Here is a 15,365-nt window from a genome sequence, read left to right on the forward strand (position 1 = left end):
GCACTACGTCACTGACCGCACAGCGCGTTCAGTGACGTAGTGCCCGACAACCCCTCAGAACGCCAAACCCCCGGCGCCGGCCGACGGGGCGGACGTCAGCTCGTGCTGGGCTGGCCCGCGACCCGCTCGGCCTCGACGGGCTCGATCTCCGCCGCCTCGGCCGCAGCGGCCTCGTCACCGGACGCCGTGGCCTCCACCTGCATCTCCACGGGGTCGAGGTCGGGGTCGCCCAGACCCTCACGGGTGTGGGCGCCGGCCTGCGCGTGCTTGGTCATCTGCTCGAGCTCGCCAAGCACCTCGGCGTGCTGGTCGACGCACAGGACCACGACGTCGCCGGGGTTGGCCCGGGCCATGCAGTGGCGCACGGCGTCGACCTCGTTGAGGACGGTCTCGACCTGGCGGCAGCGCACGCCCTCCTTGCCGATCTCACCCTTGGCTCCCTCGGCGATGAGGGCCGCGGTCTCGCCCGCGGGACGGCCCCGCTTGCGCTCGTCCTCGCGCACCACGACGACGTCGAAGTGGCGGGCGGCGATGGCACCGAGCTCGCGCATGTCGTCGTCGCGACGGTCACCGGCGGTGGACACCATGCCGATGCGCGAGACCTTGCCGAGGTCGGACTGGCCGGCCTTCTGCGCGGCATACCCCTCGACGAACTCACCGAGCACCCGCATGCCGGGGGCGTTGTGGCAGTAGTCGACGAAGACGTCGACGTTGTGCACGTTGACGAGGTTCATGCGGCCGGGGGAGAGGTAGTAGCTCGTCGTGAAGGTCCGCAGGCCCTGGCGGATCTCGTGCAGCCCGGCGCCCGCGGCGAAGGCTGCGCCTGCTGCGGCCATCGCGTTGGCGACGTTGAACTTCGCCGTGCCACCGAAGGTCGCAGGCAGCAGGTGGGTCCAGGCGAGCTGCATCGAACGGCGACCGTGCTTGATGACGATCATGTCGCCACGGTCGGTGTGGTCGAGGACCACGGCGCGCCCTCCGCGACGGCAGTAGTCCTCGATGAACTCGCGCACCTTGCTGCCGGGCGGCTGCAGCGAGAACCACACGATGCCGCCGGAGCACCGGCGACGCATCTTGCGGACGAGGTCGTCGTCGGCGTTGAGGACGGCAAAACCGTTGCGGGGCACCGCTTCCACGATGACGGCCTTGACGTCCGCGAGCTGCTCGAGGGTGTCGATGCCCTTCATGCCGAGGTGGTCGGGCGCGACGTTGGTCACGACCGCCACGTCGTTGCGGTCGTAGCCCAGGCCCTCGCGCAGGATGCCGCCGCGAGCGACCTCCATGACGGCGAAGTCGACGCGCGGGTTCTGCAGGACCATCCGCGCCGAACGCGGGCCGGAGGCGTCGGCCTTGTAGACGAGGCGCTCGTCGATGACGATGCCGTCGGTCGAGGTCATGCCGACCTTGTGGCCGATGCCCTTGAAGATGTGGGCGATCATGCGCGACGTCGTCGTCTTGCCGTTGGTGCCGGTGACCGCGACGATCGGCACACGCGACGGTGAGCCGGGCGGGAAGAGCAGGTCGACGACCGGCTTGGCGATGAACTGCGGCTCACCCACCGTGGGGTGGGTGTGCATCCGGAACCCGGGGGCCGCGTTGACCTCGCAGATGGCGCCACCCGTCTCGCGCACGGGCGAGGCGATGTCGGGACAGATGAAGTCGATGCCGGCGACGTCGAGCCCGATCATCCGGGCCGCCTCCTCGGCGATCTCCACGTTGTCGGGGTGCGCGTCGAAGGTGCGGTCGACCGAGATGCCACCGGTCGACATGTTGCCGGTGAGCGCCAGCTTGACCATCTGGCCCTCAGGCGGGACGCCGTCGAGCTCGTAGCCCTGGTCGCGGACCAGCGCGATCGCGGCCTCGTCCACCTTGATGCGGGTGAGCACCTTCTCGTGGCCGACGCCGCGGCGCGGGTCGGCGTTGGTGGTCTCGACGAGCTCGGCCACCGTGTGGGTGCCGTCGCCGATGACGTGGGCGGGGACGCGCTCGGCGATCGCCTGCATCTTGCCGCCGACGATGAGGCACCGGTAGTCGCGGCCGACGACGAGGGACTCGACGATGACGTAGCCGCGTCGCGACTCGCCCTCGGCGGTGACGAACCCGGCCCGCACCTCCTCGTCGGACTGCAGGTCGAGGCACACGCCGCGGCCGTGGTTGCCGTCGAGCGGCTTGACCACGACAGGGAAGCCGATGCGTCGCGCGGCCGCCACGGCGGCGTCCGCCGTGCGCACGGTCTCCTGCTTGGGCACGGGGAGCCCGGCCGAGGCGAGCAGGCGGGTCGTCATGTCCTTGTCGCTGGCGATGTCGACGGCCAGCGCGCCGGTCTTGGACGTCATGGTCGCCCGGATGCGCTGGGCGTGGACGCCCTGACCGAGCTGGACGAACGACTGGCTGTTGAGCCGGATGTAGGGGATGTCGCGCGCGACGGCCTCCTCGACGATGGCGCCGGTGGAGGGACCGAACGCCGACCGCTGGGCGCGCCGCAGGAAGAGGTCGAGCTCCTCGGCGAAGTCGAAGTCGGCCTCGGGCTCGACGAGGTGGTTGACCAGGCGCACGGCGAGGGTGCCGGCCGCCAGGCCGACGGTCTCGTCGGCGTAGTCGTAGATGACGTTGTAGCGACCGGGCTGGCCCTTGACCGCACGCGTCTTGCCGCGACGCAGGTCGTGGCCGGCCTCCTGCTGCAGCTGGAGCGCCACGTGCTCGGCGACGTGGCCGACCCAGGTGCCCTCGCGCAGCCGCTCGATGAAGCCGCCCTTCACGCCCCGCGAGCAGGTGTGGTTCTCCAGGCGGGGCAGCAGCTCGACGAGATGGTCGGTGAAGCCCTCGATCGTGTCGGTCGGGTAGCCCTCGAGCACACCGAGGTCGACGACCAGGTGGATGGCGGGACTGTAGGACCAGATGTTGCCGCCGCGGTAGACGCGGGACTCGATGATCGACAGCTCGGGGGCTGCGGGCCCGGTGGGCGTGGGGCGATCGGCCATGGGATCTCCTAGCGGGTCGGGCAGGGGGTCACCGGTGGGGGGAGCCGGTAGGGGGCCGGTCAGGCCTTCGCCGAGGCCAGGGCCACGGCGGCGTCCGCGTGCTTCTCGACGAAGTCGACGAGGTGCACCTCGGAGAGGTCGAACGTAGCGCCTGCGGGCAGTGAGTGCACGACCGCTCCGGAGACCATGAGGGGTGCTCCGCGACGGGCGTCGGGGGCGTCGGAGACCGCTTCGCGGCAGTCCAGGACGAACACCGCGCCGGCGCCGTGGACCGTGAAGCCGGACCGGTCGCGGACCTCGATGGCGGTGTCCTCGTCGATGCCGATGCCGATCAGGCTCGGCGAGGCGGCGACCATGGACATGAGGCGGCCGTAGCGGGACCGCTGGGCGAAGTGCTGGTCGATGATGACGCCCTGGAGCAGGCCGAGGCCGGCGCTCAGCTGGCTGTGCCGCTGGCGGGGCGTGATGCCCTCGTCGCCCATGGAGATCATGAACTGGCTCATGATCGAGGCACCGGCCGACGTCCCGCCGACGACCGCACCACGGTCGTGCGCCCGGTGCAGGGCGTCGCCGAGCGGGGTGCCGGGGAAGCGCTGGCTCAGCTTGAGCTGGCTGCCACCGCTCATGAAGACCCCGGTGGCCTCGTCGACGAGGGCGACCAGCGCCTCGTCGTGGGACTCCTGGCGGGACTGCGGGTTGACCACGGAGGGGGCGGGGGCGCCGAGCCGGGTGAAGACCTCGGTGTACGCCTCGGTCACCTCGTCCTGGAACGAGGACGCCGTGGGGATCAGGACGATCTTGGCCTTGCGGCCCCCGGCGAGGCGCACGAAGCGACGAAGGACGGTGGCCTTGCCGACGCGGTCCTCGGCACCGCCGATGATGAGGAGTGTCGGTGTCGCACGACGTTTGGACGGGGACATCGCACCAGCCTAGGAGTCAGGGGTGGGGGATGGGCGGAGCGGGGGTCGGCGTGCCGTCCGCCTCGTCTGCTTCCTCGATCTCCTCGCGGGTGATCCCGAGGAGGTAGAGGACCGCGTCGAGGTAGGGAACGTTGACCGCGGTGTCGGCCTGTTCGCGCACGACGGGCTTGGCGTTGAAGGCCACCCCGAGGCCTGCCGCCTCCAGCATGTCGAGGTCGTTGGCACCGTCGCCGATCGCCACGGTCCGGGACAGCGGCAGTCCCTCGGCGGCAGCGAAACGCCGCAGGGCGGCGGCCTTCTCGGCGCGGTCGACGATCTGGCCGACCACCTTCCCGGTGAGCAGCCCGTCGCGGACCTCGAGCCGGTTGGCGTGGGCGTGGTCGATGTCGAGCTCCTTGGCGAGCTCCTCGACGATCTCGATGAAGCCGCCGGACACCACGGCGACGGTGAAGCCGAGCCGCTTGAGGGTGCGGACGAGGGTCCGGGCACCGGGGGTGAACTGGACGGCGTCGCGCACCTCGTCGAGGACCGACACCGGCAGCCCGGCGAGGGCGGCGACCCGCTCGCGCAGGCTGTCCGCGAAGTCGAGCTCGCCGCGCATCGCGGCTTCGGTGACCGCGGCCACCTCCTTCTCGCGCCCCGCGTGGGAGGCGAGCAGCTCGATCACCTCGTCCTGGATGAGGGTGGAGTCGACGTCCATGACGACCAGTCGCCGACCCCGGCGGGCCAAGCCGCCCGCCGCGACGGCGATGTCGAGTCCGTGCACGCTGGACTCCAGGGCCAGCTCGCGACGCAGCCGGTCCACGTCCGCACCGGACACGTCGAACTCCACCGTGGTCACGGGATACCGGGAGAGCCTGCGTATGCGGTCGATGTTGGCGCCGTGCGAGGCGATCCGTGCCGTGATGGCCGCGACACCACTGGCCCGCAGGGGTGCGCCCAGGACGACGACGGCGGCGCGGCCGGTGCGCGCGCGCCGGCTGTCGCCGGTGCCCTTCTTGATCTTGACCTTGAGGTCGAGGGTGTCGCCGACGTCGTAGATCACGGTGCGCAGCCGCTCGTCGGCGTCGCCGGAGTCGAGGAGCATGGCGAGCGTCAGGTGTCCGCGGACCACGACCTGCTCGAGGTCGAGCACCTCGGCCCCGACGTCGGCGATGGCGTCGAAGAAGGTGCTCGTCACGCCCGGCCGGTCCTCGCCCGAGATGGTCACGAGGAGGGTCTTGGGCATCACGTCGGGCACCCTCGGACGATACCGACCTGTCTCAGCCCTCGACGTGCGAGTCTCGCCATGCGACCAGGTCCCGCAGGGGACCGAGGTCGTAGGACGGTCCGCCGACACCGACGGTGAACAACCGGGTGCCGACGTCGTGGAGGGCCTGGGCGCCGGCGGCGTAGTCACCGACGTCCTCGGGGAGGCGTCCCGGCTTGGGGGAGACCCCGGCCGAGCGCTCGATCTCGGCGGGGTCGCGACCCACCTTCGCGCACCACTCGTCGAGCACCGCGTGCTTGTGCGCCACCGTCTCGGGGTCGCCGAAGCCGTGCCAGATCGAGGCGTGCTGGGCGACGATCTTCAGCGTCTTCTTCTCACCACCACCACCGATGAGCACGGGGATGTCGCGGGTCGGCGCCGGGTTGAGCTTCGACCAGCGGTCGCGGATGAGCGGCAGGTCGCGGGCGAGGGCGTCGAGGCGACCACCGGCGGTCCCGAACTCGTACCCGTACTCGTCGTAGTCCTTCTCGAACCACCCCGAGCCGATGCCGAGGATGAGCCGCCCGTCGCTGATGTGGTCGACGGTGCGGGCCATGTCGGCGAGCAGCTGGGGGTTGCGGTAGCTGTTGCAGGTGACGAGCGCGCCGATCTCGACGCGTTCGGTCGCCTCGGCCCACGCGCCGAGCATCGTCCAGCACTCGAAGTGCGCACCGTCGGCCTCGCCGTACAACGGGAAGAAGTGGTCCCAGTTGAAGATGACGTCCGCGCCGATCTCCTCGGCCTCGGCGCAGGCGCGGCGGATCGCGGCGTAGTCGGCGTGCTGGGGCTGGAGCTGCACCCCGATGCGGATCGGACGTCCCTCGCCGGTCATGCGACCACCGTCTGGAACTTCGCGACCACGACCAGTCCGGACTCGGTGACCATGAAGCCACGTTCCCTGTCGTGGTCGTGGTCGACCCCGATGCTGGTGTCCTCGGGCACGGTGACTCCCTTGTCGATGATGGCCTTCTTGATGACGCAGTTGCGGCCGACCTCGACCCCGTCGAGCAGGACGCTGTCGTCGATGGTCGTGCCGCTGTGGATGTGGCAGCGCGGCGAGAGCACGGAGTTGGTCACCGTCGCACCGGAGATGACGACGCCGGGGGAGACGGCCGAGTTGTGGGCCTCACCGAACTTGCCCATCGCGCCGTGCACGAGCTTGGCCGGCGGGAACGGGCCGTAGTCGGTGTAGATCGGCCAGTCGTAGTTGTAGAGGTTGAAGACCGGATGGATGGACACGAGGTCCATGTGCGCGTCCCAGTACGAGTCCATCGTCCCGACGTCGCGCCAGTAGGCCTGGTCACGAGGGGTTGCCCCGGGGATGACGTTGTCCTTGAAGTCGTAGACGTAGCCGCGCCCCTCCTCGACGAAGGCCGGGACGATGTCGCCGCCCATGTCGTGCCGGCTGCCCTCGCGGTCGTTGTCACGGGTCACCGCGTCGATGAGGACGTCGGCGTCGAAGACGTAGTTGCCCATGGAGGCGAGCACCTCGTCGGGCGAGTCGGGCAGGCCCTTGGCGTCGGTCGGCTTCTCGAGGAACGCCCCGATCTTGCGGTGGTCCTCGCCGTCGACCTCGATGACGCCGAACTGGTCGGCCAGCGAGATCGGCTGGCGGATCGCGGCGACGGTCACGCCGGCGCCGGTCTCGATGTGCTGGGCCACCATCTGCGAGAAGTCCATGCGGTAGACGTGGTCCGCCCCGACGACGACGACGATGTCGGGCTTCTCGTCGTGGACGAGGTTGAGGCTCTGGAAGATCGCGTTCGCCGAGCCGAGGTACCAGTTCTTGTCGATGCGCTGCTGCGCGGGCACCGGGGCGATGTAGTTGCCCAGCATCGTCGACATGCGCCAGGTCTTCGTGACGTGGCGGTCGAGGCTGTGCGACTTGTACTGCGTCAGCACGACGACCTTGAGGTAGCCGCTGTTGACGATGTTGCTCAGCGCGAAGTCGATGAGGCGGTAGATCCCCCCGAACGGCACCGCAGGTTTGGCGCGGTCGGCGGTCAGCGGCATCAGCCGCTTCCCCTCACCGCCCGCCAGGACGATGGCAAGGACCTTGGGCACTCCGCGGCGGTACGGCATACCGCTGACCCTAGGGAATGGCCGCGCCCGTGGCGACCCCTGTCCGCGAACCCGTCCCGCTACTACGCTCGCCAGCGTGAGAGTCGACATCCTGTCCAAGGAGTACCCGCCCAACATCTACGGCGGAGCGGGGGTCCACGTCGCCGAGCTCGTGCGGGCGCTGCGCGACCGCGGCGACATCGACACGAGGGTGCGCGCCTTCGGTTCGCCCGTGGTCGAGGAGGGCACGAGCGGGTATGGCGACCTGCCGGACCTCGCCGCCGCGAACCCGGCGGTCCGGACGATGGGTGTCGACATCGCGATGGCCGGTGACTGCGTGGGTGCCGACCTCGTGCACTCCCACACCTGGTACGCGAACTTCGCCGGCCACGTCGCCTCGCTGCTCGGCGGGATGCCGCACGTCGTGACGGCCCACAGCCTCGAGCCCATGCGTCCGTGGAAGGCCGAGCAGCTCGGTGGCGGCTACCGGTTGTCGTCGTTCATGGAGCGCACCGCCTACGAGGGGGCCGACGCCGTGATCGCGGTCAGCGAAGGGATGCGCCAGGACGTCCTGCGCAGCTACCCCGGCATCGACCCCGACAAGGTCAAGGTGGTGCACAACGGGATCGACTCCGAGCTGTGGCAGCGCAGGGAGGACCTCGACGTGGTCCGGCGGCACGGGGTCGACCCCGACAAGCCGTCGGTCGTCTTCGTCGGCCGCATCACCCGCCAGAAGGGCCTGCCCTACCTCCTGCGCGCGGCGGCCCAGCTGCCCCCGGACGTCCAGCTGGTCCTGTGCGCCGGTGCGCCGGACACCCCGGAGATCCTCGCCGAGGTCGAAGGGCTGATGGACGAGCTCAAGGCCGGCCGCGACGGGGTCGTCTGGATCGCTGAGATGCTTCCCCGCGCCGAGGTGGTCGCCCTTCTCTCGTCCGCCACGGTCTTCGCGTGCCCCTCGATCTACGAGCCGCTCGGCATCGTCAACCTCGAGGCGATGGCCTGCGAGCTCGCCGTCGTCGCCACCGCGACCGGCGGCATCCCTGAGGTCGTCGTCCACGGCGAGACGGGGTGGCTGGTCCCGATCGAGCAGCACCAGGACGGCAGCGGCATCCCGCTGGACCCGCAGAAGTTCGTCGACGACCTCGCCGCCGCGCTCACGGATGCGGTGAGCGACCCTGCCCGCGCGGAACAGATGGGTCGGGCCGGCCGGGCGCGCGCCGTCGAGTCGTTCTCCTGGGCGAGCATCGGCGAGCAGACGCTGCGCGTCTACGAGGACGTCCTCCACCGGCGCAGCGAGACGGCGGGCTAACCTCGCCGGCGTGGTGCATCCCCTCAAGTACGCCGTGGTCGAACGCGAACGTCGTTTCCTCGTGGCGCGCATCCCTGATGGGGACACCACGACGCGGGAGATCGACGACCGCTACGTCACCGGCACCCGGTTGCGCCTGCGGGAGGTGCGCGAGCAGGACGGCACGGTCGTCCGCAAGCTCAGCCACAAGGTGCGGCTGTCCGACGACGCGTCCGAGATCGCCTGCACCAACGTCTACCTCGATGGCGCGGAATGGGCTCTGCTGTCGGCCCTGCCCGGCCGGTCACTGCACAAGCGGCGGCACCTGGTGCGTCGCGACGGCTGGGTCGTCGCGGTCGACGAGCACGACGACGGCACCCTGGTCGCAGAGATCGACGACCACGACGAGCCCTCGAGCGAGGTGCCCGAGTGGCTCGAGGTCCTGCGGGACGTGACGCGCGACGAGCATTGGACCGGGGCTCGTCTGGCCACCTAGAGGGTCAGGCCGGACGCCAGCCGGCCAGCACCGCGCAGGCGGCGTTGGTCGCATCCGCGAGGGCGTGGTCGGCGGCGCGTTGCAGCCGCAGCAGCAGCGAGTGCCGCGCCGCCGCCGTCGAGGCGTTCAGCGCCCCGTCGCCGGCAGCGATGGCCACGTCGACGACGTGGCCGACCGTCCCGGCGAGCGCGATGACCTGGGCCGCCCGGGCCGGCAGCCCCGAGGGCAGTCCCCACCGTCCGCCCAGCGCTGCGTCGGCCAGCTCGCGGGCGGCCGAGACCGCGAAGGGTTGACCACCGAGGGCGTCGAGGTGCTCGGTGGCGACCCTCAGCTCCTCGCGCAGGTGGCGTTCGAGCTGGGAGGCCTCGAGCGCCTCGACCCTGTGGCGGGGGACCGGTTCGGAGTCGTAGGCCGTCCAGTCCACCCGCGTGCCCACGTCGAGACCTCCGCGGGTCTCGTTCCCGAAGGACGAGATCGAGGGGACCAGCATGCCGCCCAGGGCGGGGACGAAGACCGCCTCGCCGCCGTCCGCAGCCGCGCCCAGGGCCTCGGCGCTCGCGCGGGGGAGTCCGGCGAGGTCGCCCGGAGCGGGCAGGGAGACGAGGAGGGCCTGCTCACCGAGGTCGCGCCATACGGAGAGGCGGTCGAGGTCACCGTCGACGTGGTCGATGTCGGGCAGGGCCCGGCGCACCGCGGCCTCGAGGGGTGAGCCGGTCGCCCAGGCGTGGGTGGTCCACAGCGAAAGGCGCACGGAGGCAGGCAGTTCGGGCACCCGATCATGCTAAGCCGATAGGGTCCGGTGCCATGAGTGACGTCCTTGAGTTCGCCGGGGTGAGTGTGGTCCGCGGCCACACGACCCTTCTCGACGACCTCACCTGGGAGGTCGAGGAGGGCCAGCGCTGGGTGGTCCTCGGACCCAACGGGGCGGGCAAGACCACGCTCCTCCAGCTGGCCTCCGGCCGGATGCACCCCACGCGTGGCGTCGCCGGAGTCCTCGGAGAGGTGCTCGGGGCAGTGGACGTCTTCGAGTTGCGCCCCCGGATCGGCCTCGCGTCGGCCGCCCTCGCGGAGCGGATCCCGGGCGACGAGGTCGTCCACAACGTCGTCGTCACGGCGTCGTACGGCGTGGTCGGGCGTTGGCGCGAGACCTACGAGACCTTCGACCACGCGCGGGCCTTCGAGCTGCTGCAGGCGCTCGGCGCCGACCACCTCGCCGACCGCACCTACGGCACGCTGTCCGAAGGCGAGCGCAAGCGGGTCCAGATCGCCCGGGCACTGATGACCGACCCCGAGCTGATGCTCCTCGACGAGCCCGCCGCCGGGCTCGACCTCGGTGGCCGCGAGGACCTCGTGCGCCGGCTCGGCGAGCTCGCCGGTGACGTCGAGGCCCCGGCCCTGGTCCTGGTCACCCACCACGTCGAGGAGATCCCTCCGAACTTCACCGACGTCCTGCTGCTGCGCGAGGGCCGCATCGTCGCCCAGGGGCCGGTCGAGCTCACGCTGACCGAGGAGAACCTGTCGGCGACGTTCGGCATGCCGCTGGAGCTCGAGCGCCGTGGGGAGCGCTGGTCGGCCCGACTCAGGGTCGGCACAGGAACGACCGGGGCTTCCCCCTCGTCCTAGAGTTACCGCACACGAGAAGGAGGGGGAGCATGGACGTCTTCGCAGACAACCCATGGCTTGCGTGGCTGGGGATCGCCTTGATCCTGGCGGCGATCGAGGTCGCGACCGTCGACTTCGTGTTCCTGATGCTGGCCGGTGGGGCCCTGGCCGCTTCCGCGGCCTCGGCGATGGGGGTGCCGTTCCCCCTGCAGGTGGTCGTCGCCATCGTCGTCGCCCTGCTCCTGCTGGGCGTGGTCCGGCCGCTGATCAAGAAGAAGTTCATGGTGGCCGAGGCCAGCCACGAGATCGGTGCGGCCAGCCTGGTCGGTCGGCACGGTCACGTGCTCCAGACCGTGACCGCCACCGACGGCCGGGTCAAGGTGGCGGGCGAGACGTGGTCGGCCCGCACCGTCCGTGACAGTGCAGCGTGCCAGCCCGGCCAAGAGGTCCGGGTCGTTTCCATCGAGGGGGCCACCGTGATCGTCACCGACGCCACGGCGGGTCAGAAATCGGAGTAAGTCGTGGACATCAGTCCTGGATTCGTGGTGCTGCTGATCCTGGTGGCGTTCGCGCTCATCGTGCTCTTCCGCACGGTGCGCATCGTCCCGCAGCAGACCGCCCTGATCATCGAACGGCTCGGTCGCTACTCGCGCACCCTCGAGGGAGGCATCCACATCCTGGTGCCCTTCGTCGACAAGGTCCGCGCCAACGTCGACCTGCGTGAGCAGGTCGTCTCGTTCCCGCCGCAGCCCGTCATCACGTCCGACAACCTCGTCGTCAACATCGACACCGTCATCTACTACTCGGTGATCGACGCCAAGTCCGCGGTCTACGAGATCGCCAACTTCATCCAAGGCATCGAGCAGCTCACCGTCACCACGCTGCGCAACGTCATCGGCTCGCTCGACCTCGAGCAGACGCTGACCAGCCGTGACCAGATCAACGCGCAGCTGCGCGGCGTCCTCGACGAGGCCACCGGCAAGTGGGGCATCCGCGTCAACCGCGTGGAGCTCAAGGCGATCGACCCGCCCATGTCGGTGCAGGAGTCGATGGAGAAGCAGATGAAGGCCGAGCGTGAGCGCCGCGCCCAGATCCTGTACGCCGAGGGCACCAAGCAGTCCGCCATCCTCACCGCCGAGGGCGAGAAGCAGAGCCAGATCCTGCGCGCCGAGGGTTCGGCGCAGGCGCGCATCCTCGAGGCCCAGGGCCAGGCCCGCGCCATCCAGCAGGTCTTCGACGCCATCCACCGGGGCAAGCCGACCCAGAAGCTGCTCGCCTACCAGTACCTCCAGGTGCTGCCGCAGCTCGCCCGCGGCGACTCCAACAAGATGTGGATCATCCCCAGCGAGCTCACCGATGCCCTGCGCGGCATCGGTGGCGCCCTGGGCCAGGCCGATGCCCCCCGCCCCGACGACAGCGGCGACGACGGCGAGTGGGTCGACCCCGGCCCGATGCAGGACGCCTTCGACGAGACGACGCTGGAGGACCCCATGCAGGCCCTGGCCGAGGCGCGGGGCCAGGCCGGTCGGGCCAGCCGTGAGGCGACCGAGCACGCCAACCCGGTCCAGCGGGTGCAGCCGCCCATCGCCCCCTCGGCAGACGCCGTGCCGCCGTTCGATCCTCCGGCCCCGCCGCCCGCCGCCCCGACGGCGATCGAGCCGGAGCGGGAGCCCATCCAGCCGGCGATGCCCGAGCAGACGCCGACCGACCCGCAGGACGGTCCGCGCGCCCCCGGCGCCTGACCACGCGGCATACCCGACGAGAGTGCGTCGTCCCCGGAGAGGGGGCGGCGCACTCTCTCGTCGTGGACCGCGGACGAAACGGGCACGGACCCGTCGCTAGGGTGCTCGGGTGTCCGTCATCGAAGCCCTCGGGATCCTGCTCGCTGGCCTCGGTGCCGGGGCCATCAACACCGTCGTGGGGTCGGGCACGCTGATCACGTTCCCGACGCTGCTGTTCTTCGGGTTCCCGCCCGTCGTCGCCAACGTGTCCAACACCGTCGGCCTGGTCGCCGGCGGCATCACCGGGGTCCACGGCTACCGCCACGAGCTCAAGGGCGCCGGGCCCACCCTCAAGCGGCTCGCGCCGGCGTCGCTCGTCGGCGGCGTCATCGGCGCGGTCCTGCTCCTCGTCCTGCCGCCCGAGGCGTTCACGGCGATCGTCCCGGTCCTCATCGGGATCGGGCTGCTGCTCGTCCTGCTGGGGCCGTGGCTCAACCGCCGTGCCGCCGAGCGTCGTGAGCGCGGGGTCAGCGCCCAGGTCGCCTGGCACGGGCCCGTCCTGGTCGCGGGCGTGCTGGTCGGAGGGATCTACGGTGGGTACTTCGGTGCCGCACAGGGCGTCATCCTCATGGGGATGATGAGCGCCCTGACCACCGACCCGATCCAGCGGCTCAACGGCTACAAGAACGTCCTGGCCACGATCGTCAACGCCGTCGCCGCGGTGACGTTCATGGTCGTGGCGTGGGACCAGATCAGCTGGGCCGCCGCCGGGCTCATCGCGATCGGGGCGTTCGCCGGTGGCTGGGTCGGCGGGAAGATCGGCCGACGGCTGCCGCCGGCGGTCCTGCGCGGGGTCATCCTCGTGGTCGGCATCGTGGGGATCGTGAAGATCATCTGGTTCAGCTGATGGAGTGGGGGACCGTCCTCCTGCTCGGCCTCGCCCTCCTCGTCGGTGCCTTCGTGCAGTCGTCGATCGGCTTCGGCATGGCCGTCGTGGCAGCACCCTTCCTCGTCGTCGCCACCCCGGAGCTGATGCCCGGTGCGCTGCTCGTCGCGAGCTTCGGGCTGCCGGTGGTGCAGCTGCTGCACGGCGCCCGTGACATCGCCTGGCGGCCACTCGGGTGGGCGCTTGCAGCGCGGCTGGTCCTCACCCCGGTGGGGGTCGTCATCGTGGCCGTGCTGTCGGTGCGGGCCGTCTCCGTCGTGGTCGGGGTGCTCATCCTCGCCACGGTCGCGGCGTCCGTGTCCACGCTTGACCTGAGGCCCACCGCGCGCAACGCCGCTGCCGCGGGGGCGATCGCCGGCGTGGCCGGAACGGCCGCGAGCATCGGCGGCCCGTACCTCGCCCTGGTGCTGCAGCACGAACGACCCGAGCGGCTGCGCGCGACGATGGCGGCCTTCTTCCTCGTCGGCACCGCCATGGCGATCGTGGGTCTGACGGCCGCGGGGGAGTTCACCCGCGAGCAGCTGCTCTCCGGCCTCGTGTGGGTCCCCTTCACCGCCCTCGGGTATGCCGCCGCGACGCCCGCGAGGGCACGACTGGACCGTGAGCGGTTGCGGCGCGTCGTCCTCGCGTTCTGCGTCGTCGCCGGCGCCAGTGTGATCGTGCGTGCCCTGGTGTCCTAGCCTGCTGGCCGTGCCCATCGCCATCACGACCCCCGACGACGACCGGCTGGCCGACTACGTCTCGCTGACCGACGTGGCCCTGCGCCGTCGCACCGAGCCCGAGCGCGGCCTCTACATCGCCGAGTCGGAGAAGGTCATCCGCCGGGCGCTGGCCGCGGGCCACCGCCCCCGCAGCTACCTCATGGCGCAGCGCTGGCTGACCGACCTCGCCGACCTCGTCGAGCAGGCCGAGGCGGACGGCATCCCGGTCTTCGTCGGCGAGCACGACGTCATCGAGCAGCTGACGGGTTTCCACCTGCACCGGGGCGCGCTGGCCTCGATGCAGCGTCCGGTGCTCCCCTCGGTCGCGGAGGTCGTGCGCGACGCCCGCCGTGTCGTGGTCCTGGAGGACATCGTCGACCACACCAACGTGGGCGCCGTCTTCCGGTCGGCAGCCGCTCTCGGTGTCGATGCGGTGCTGGTGACGCCGAGGTGCGCAGACCCGTTGTACCGCAGGGCGATCCGCGTCTCGATGGGCACCGTCTTCCAGGTCCCGTGGACCCGGATCGACCCGTGGCCGGGCGGGATCGACGAGCTTCGCGCGCTCGGCTTCACCGTGGCCACCCTCGCCCTGGCCGACGACGCGGTCAGCCTCGACGACCTGGCGGCCGACCCGCCCCACCGCCTCGCGCTGGTGCTCGGCACCGAGGGCGACGGGTTGTCCCGCCGCACCCTGGAAGCGGCCGACCTCACCGTGACCATCCCGATGGCCGGGGGAGTGGACTCCCTCAACGTCGCGGCGGCCGGGGCCGTCGCGGCCTGGTCGTTGCGGGTCCGCTGAGGACGGTCGTCGCCGCGGACGCGCAGCGACGACCGCCGAGCTCAGCCGTTCTTGTACGTCGCGGTGATGACGCCGCGGGCCAGGGTGTGGAACCCCGTGTTGAACGCGGCCACGGCCGCCGTGACGGAGTCGTCGATGCCGAGGTCGTCGGTGTCGAGCGCGCTCACGGCGAACAGGTAGCGGTGCGCCCGGTCACCCTCCGGCGGAGCGGCGCCGCCGAAGGCCTTGGTGCCGTAGTCGGTCGACACCTGGAACGCACCCTCGGGCAGCGAGCCGCCACCTTCGGCGCCGGCACCCTCGGGGAGCTCGGTCGTGTCGGCGGGGATGCCGACGACCACCCAGTGCCAGAATCCGGACGGGGTCGGGGCGTCGGGGTCGAAGCAGGTGACGACGTACGACTTGGTGCCCTCGGGCGCTCCGCTCCACGACAGCTGGGGGGAGGTGTTGCCGCCGCTGAAGCCCCAGTCGTCGAACACCTGGGCGTCCGGGAGGGTGCCACCGTCCTCGAAGGTGCTGCTGGTGACCGTGAGGGCGGGGACCTGGGGGAGCAGGTCGTAGGGGTTGGGGGCGAGAGGGCGTTCGAGAGTCATGGACCGAACCT

Annotated in this window: 15 protein-coding genes; 8 read left to right on the forward strand and 7 right to left on the reverse strand. The window is 71.0% G+C overall.

Features of this window, described 5'->3' with window-relative positions:
* Positions 1-95: 95 nt before the first annotated feature.
* The 5 genes from cphA to glgC are packed head-to-tail and all read right to left on the reverse strand — an operon-like array spanning position 96 to position 7,232.
* Positions 96-2,981, reverse strand: coding sequence for a cyanophycin synthetase (gene cphA / locus ABD286_RS00980; RefSeq protein ID WP_344189381.1), 2,886 nt, complete (start codon positions 2,979-2,981; stop codon positions 96-98).
* A 59-nt stretch (positions 2,982-3,040) separates the two neighbouring features.
* Positions 3,041-3,901, reverse strand: coding sequence for a cyanophycinase (locus ABD286_RS00985; protein WP_344189383.1), 861 nt, complete (start codon positions 3,899-3,901; stop codon positions 3,041-3,043).
* 16 nt (positions 3,902-3,917) lie between these two features.
* Complete coding sequence (serB, locus tag ABD286_RS00990; RefSeq protein ID WP_425565296.1) at positions 3,918-5,141, reverse strand: phosphoserine phosphatase SerB; 1,224 nt, start codon at positions 5,139-5,141, stop codon at positions 3,918-3,920.
* A 22-nt stretch (positions 5,142-5,163) separates the two neighbouring features.
* Positions 5,164-5,982 carry an LLM class F420-dependent oxidoreductase gene (locus ABD286_RS00995; RefSeq protein WP_344189385.1) on the reverse strand — a complete coding sequence of 273 codons (819 nt, stop codon included), beginning with the start codon at positions 5,980-5,982 and terminating at the stop codon, positions 5,164-5,166.
* Positions 5,979-7,232, reverse strand: coding sequence for a glucose-1-phosphate adenylyltransferase (glgC, locus tag ABD286_RS01000; protein WP_344189387.1), 1,254 nt, complete (start codon positions 7,230-7,232; stop codon positions 5,979-5,981). Before glgC ends, ABD286_RS00995 begins: the two co-directional genes overlap by 4 nt.
* Positions 7,233-7,308: 76 nt before the next feature.
* On the opposite strand from glgC, the gene glgA reads away from it, so the two are divergent.
* Complete coding sequence (glgA, locus tag ABD286_RS01005; RefSeq protein WP_344189389.1) at positions 7,309-8,520, forward strand: glycogen synthase; 1,212 nt, start codon at positions 7,309-7,311, stop codon at positions 8,518-8,520.
* A gap of 10 nt (positions 8,521-8,530) precedes the next feature.
* Positions 8,531-8,995 carry a CYTH domain-containing protein gene (locus tag ABD286_RS01010; protein ID WP_344189391.1) on the forward strand — a complete coding sequence of 155 codons (465 nt, stop codon included), beginning with the start codon at positions 8,531-8,533 and terminating at the stop codon, positions 8,993-8,995.
* A 4-nt stretch (positions 8,996-8,999) separates the two neighbouring features.
* Here the strand turns inward: ABD286_RS01010 and ABD286_RS01015 are convergent, their stop codons facing one another.
* On the reverse strand, positions 9,000-9,767 hold the full coding sequence (locus ABD286_RS01015; RefSeq protein WP_344189394.1) for a hypothetical protein: 768 nt from the start codon (positions 9,765-9,767) through the stop codon (positions 9,000-9,002).
* A 32-nt stretch (positions 9,768-9,799) separates the two neighbouring features.
* Here ABD286_RS01015 and ABD286_RS01020 point away from each other — a divergent pair, with 32 nt between their 5' ends.
* The 6 genes from ABD286_RS01020 (at position 9,800) to ABD286_RS01045 (ending at position 14,764) form a co-directional block, all read left to right on the forward strand.
* Positions 9,800-10,618, forward strand: coding sequence for an ABC transporter ATP-binding protein (locus ABD286_RS01020; RefSeq protein ID WP_344189396.1), 819 nt, complete (start codon positions 9,800-9,802; stop codon positions 10,616-10,618).
* Between the two features lie 29 nt (positions 10,619-10,647).
* Entirely contained in the window at positions 10,648-11,115 is a 468-nt protein-coding gene (locus ABD286_RS01025; RefSeq protein ID WP_344189398.1) for an NfeD family protein, read from the forward strand.
* Between the two features lie 9 nt (positions 11,116-11,124).
* Positions 11,125-12,339 (forward strand): SPFH domain-containing protein, encoded by a 1,215-nt coding sequence (locus ABD286_RS01030; protein WP_344193199.1) that lies wholly within the window; start codon positions 11,125-11,127, stop codon positions 12,337-12,339.
* 109 nt (positions 12,340-12,448) lie between these two features.
* Positions 12,449-13,225 (forward strand): sulfite exporter TauE/SafE family protein, encoded by a 777-nt coding sequence (locus tag ABD286_RS01035; RefSeq protein ID WP_344189400.1) that lies wholly within the window; start codon positions 12,449-12,451, stop codon positions 13,223-13,225.
* Positions 13,225-13,944 (forward strand): sulfite exporter TauE/SafE family protein, encoded by a 720-nt coding sequence (locus ABD286_RS01040; RefSeq protein WP_344189402.1) that lies wholly within the window; start codon positions 13,225-13,227, stop codon positions 13,942-13,944. The genes ABD286_RS01035 and ABD286_RS01040 overlap by 1 nt, the downstream gene beginning before the upstream one ends.
* Positions 13,945-13,954: 10 nt before the next feature.
* Positions 13,955-14,764 carry a TrmH family RNA methyltransferase gene (locus ABD286_RS01045; RefSeq protein WP_344189404.1) on the forward strand — a complete coding sequence of 270 codons (810 nt, stop codon included), beginning with the start codon at positions 13,955-13,957 and terminating at the stop codon, positions 14,762-14,764.
* Between the two features lie 41 nt (positions 14,765-14,805).
* On the opposite strand, the gene ABD286_RS01050 is transcribed toward ABD286_RS01045, so the two are convergent.
* Positions 14,806-15,354, reverse strand: coding sequence for a YbhB/YbcL family Raf kinase inhibitor-like protein (locus ABD286_RS01050; protein WP_344189406.1), 549 nt, complete (start codon positions 15,352-15,354; stop codon positions 14,806-14,808).
* Between the last annotated feature and the right edge of the window lie 11 nt (positions 15,355-15,365).

This window comes from Pedococcus aerophilus (genome assembly GCF_039532215.1).
GTDB lineage: Bacteria > Actinomycetota > Actinomycetes > Actinomycetales > Dermatophilaceae > Pedococcus > Pedococcus aerophilus.

Coding starts and splice junctions, on each gene's coding strand:
- cphA (WP_344189381.1), bottom strand. CDS start 2,981: ATGGCCGATCGCCCCACGCCCACCGGGCCCGCAGCCCCCGAGCTGTCG.
- ABD286_RS01050 (WP_344189406.1), bottom strand. CDS start 15,354: ATGACTCTCGAACGCCCTCTCGCCCCCAACCCCTACGACCTGCTCCCC.
- ABD286_RS01025 (WP_344189398.1), top strand. CDS start 10,648: ATGGACGTCTTCGCAGACAACCCATGGCTTGCGTGGCTGGGGATCGCC.
- ABD286_RS00995 (WP_344189385.1), bottom strand. CDS start 5,982: ATGACCGGCGAGGGACGTCCGATCCGCATCGGGGTGCAGCTCCAGCCC.
- glgC (WP_344189387.1), bottom strand. CDS start 7,232: ATGCCGTACCGCCGCGGAGTGCCCAAGGTCCTTGCCATCGTCCTGGCG.
- ABD286_RS00985 (WP_344189383.1), bottom strand. CDS start 3,901: ATGTCCCCGTCCAAACGTCGTGCGACACCGACACTCCTCATCATCGGC.
- ABD286_RS01040 (WP_344189402.1), top strand. CDS start 13,225: ATGGAGTGGGGGACCGTCCTCCTGCTCGGCCTCGCCCTCCTCGTCGGT.
- ABD286_RS01020 (WP_344189396.1), top strand. CDS start 9,800: ATGAGTGACGTCCTTGAGTTCGCCGGGGTGAGTGTGGTCCGCGGCCAC.